The sequence below is a fragment of the Halorubrum sp. Eb13 genome (assembly GCF_002252895.1).
In the GTDB taxonomy this organism is placed as follows: Archaea; Halobacteriota; Halobacteria; order Halobacteriales; family Haloferacaceae; genus Halorubrum.
Genome location: NZ_NHPE01000045.1, coordinates 1 through 2,158, shown reverse-complemented (window position 1 = coordinate 2,158; position 2,158 = coordinate 1). Strand labels below are relative to the sequence as shown.

3 protein-coding genes are annotated in these 2,158 nt (G+C 67.6%); 1 reads left to right on the top strand and 2 read right to left on the bottom strand.

Features of this window, described 5'->3' with window-relative positions; genetic code table 11:
- Positions 1 to 151: non-canonical purine NTP pyrophosphatase (locus DJ75_RS05425; protein WP_176451424.1), on the top strand; the 151-nt coding region annotated here is incomplete at its 5' end.
- Positions 152 to 159: 8 nt separating this feature from the next.
- Here DJ75_RS05425 and DJ75_RS05420 read toward each other — a convergent pair.
- Both DJ75_RS05420 and DJ75_RS05415 read right to left on the bottom strand, forming a co-directional pair.
- A complete protein-coding gene (locus DJ75_RS05420; RefSeq protein WP_094523276.1) occupies positions 160 to 1,461 on the bottom strand; it encodes an aminotransferase class III-fold pyridoxal phosphate-dependent enzyme in 1,302 nt (433 codons plus the stop codon).
- Between the two features lie 130 nt (positions 1,462 to 1,591).
- Entirely contained in the window at positions 1,592 to 1,867 is a 276-nt protein-coding gene (locus DJ75_RS05415) for a PadR family transcriptional regulator (protein WP_094523274.1), read from the bottom strand.
- Positions 1,868 to 2,158: the final 291 nt, after the last annotated feature.

Sequence of the window (2,158 nt, the reverse complement as noted above, 5' to 3'; positions counted from 1 at the left end):
GGCGCCGCGCGGCGACGGCGGCTTCGGCTACGACCCGATCTTCGAACACGACGGCGAGACGTTCGCCGAGATGGACACCGACCGGAAGAACGCGGTGTCACACCGGGGGCGGGCGTTAGAGAAGTTCGCGGAGTGGTACGCGGACCGGTAACGCGTCGTTCAGGCCGTTTCGGCGATGGCGGCGGCCAACAGGTCACAGCCGAGGTCGATCTCGCGTTCGGTGACGTCGAGCGGCGGCAGGATCCGGAGCACGTCGTGGCCGCACGCCAGCGTGAGCAGCCCGCGGGAGAACGCGCCCTTCTGGACCGCGTCGCGGCGCTCCTTCGAGTCGAAGTCGAGCGCGAGCATCAGTCCCTTCCCGCGGACGTCGGTCACGCCCGGGAGGTCGGCGTCGCGGATCGTCTCCTTGAACTGTCGGCCCCGGACCGTGGCGTTGTCCATGAGGTCGTACTCCCGGATGGCGTCGAGCGTGAGCGCGCCCTGCGCGGAGGCGATCACGTCGCCGGCGCCCCACGTCGACGAGAGCCGACTCTTCTCCTCGGGGAACACGTCCGAGCGGGAGACCGTCGCGCCGACGCGGAGCCCCTTGGCGCTGGAGATCACGTCCGGTTCGAGCGCGTAGTGGTCGGACCCCCACATCTCGCCGGTGCGACCGACGCCGGACTGGATCTCGTCGGCGATCAGGGTGATGTCGTGCTCGTCGACGAGGTCGCCGCCCTCGCCCTGGATCGGCTCCAAGATGAGGTACGCCACGTCGTCCGGGTCGATGTGACCGCGCTCGGGGTCGAGCTTCTCCCGGAGCCGAGAGACGCCGTCGACGAAGAAGCCGCACGAGCAGGTCTCCGGGGTGCAGGTCCGGTCGTCGCAGAACGGGGCGTCGTGGACGCCGCTGATCTCCGGGAACTCCCGGCGGTAAACGGATTTGGACCGGTTGAGCGAGAGCGCGCCGAGCGTCCGCCCGTGGAACGCGCCGTCGAAGGTGATCGCGTGCTTGGCGCCGCCGGAGTCGTCGTACGCGATCTTGATCGCGTTCTCGACCGCCTCGGCCCCGGAGTTCGAGAGGAAGACGGTGTCCATGTCGTAGTGGTCGGTGACCTCGGTGAGCCGCTCCATCAGCCCGGACGAGCCCGGGAGCCCGTCGCCGGGCGACTCGCCGCCGGCGACGTAGAAGTCCTGACCCGCGATCTTCAGCGGGTCGACCAGGTCGAACTCCGCGAGCGGTTCCATGATCTTCGGGTTGTTGTACCCGAGCGGCGCGGCGGCGACGTGGCTCGTGAAGTCCATGAGGACGTTGCCGTCGACGTCGGTGCAGAACGGGCCCTCGGCGGGCGCGGTGCGGTCCCAGACGAACTCGTAGACGTACGTGCTCGGCGCGGCCGACTCGTGGTGGTAGTCGACCCACTCCCGCGCGCGATCGCCCGGGAGGTCCGTGACGTCGGGCGTGGCCGTGTGGCGATCCATGGTGACGCGTGGCACGCGGATGGAATAAATCCGGGGCGATTCGGCGGTCGTTGGAGAAACATCCAACCGCGGCTCGCGGCGCGGGGAGAGAGAGGCGAGAGGGAGGGACCGCGGAGACGGAACCGACCGCTCAGTGGTCGACGTACTCGGTCTCCCACTCCGTCCGGGCCTCGATCTCGCGTCGGCCGCGGCGGGTCAGGGTGTAGTAGTTCGTGCGCCGGTCCCGCTGGCCCTTCTCGACGAGGCCCTTCTCGACGAGCGTGTCGAGGTTGGGGTAGAGCCGGCCGTGGTGGATCTCTTTCTCGTAGTAGTCCTCCAGCTCCTCTTTGATCGCGAGCCCGTGGGGCTCGTCCAGGCCGGCGATCACGTAGAGCAGGTCACGCTGAAAACCCGTGAGGTCGTACATGCAACTGACCGGACATTGCCGTTCTAAATAAATAAATATACCGTTATAAACGACATCGATCAGCGGTTCGACCCCCGCAGTCACTCGATATTTCCGGTTTCGTCGTGTCAGTCGGGCAACTACGACCCACCGGATCGGGTCCGAATCGGCCCGCCGACCGAGGATCCGGGATTTGATATGTCGGATCGGAGCGACGGATGAGTCGGGTCGATCGCCGGAGTCGAGGGCCGACGGACGCTAGACTCGGCGGATCTTAGACTCGGCGGGCGATGGACTCGGCGGGCGGTGGGG

Excerpts from the sequence above, each read along its gene's own strand:
- DJ75_RS05420 (WP_094523276.1), bottom strand. The coding sequence starts at position 1,461 with ATGGATCGCCACACGGCCACGCCCGACGTCACGGACCTCCCGGGCGAT.
- DJ75_RS05415 (WP_094523274.1), bottom strand. The coding sequence starts at position 1,867 with ATGTACGACCTCACGGGTTTTCAGCGTGACCTGCTCTACGTGATCGCC.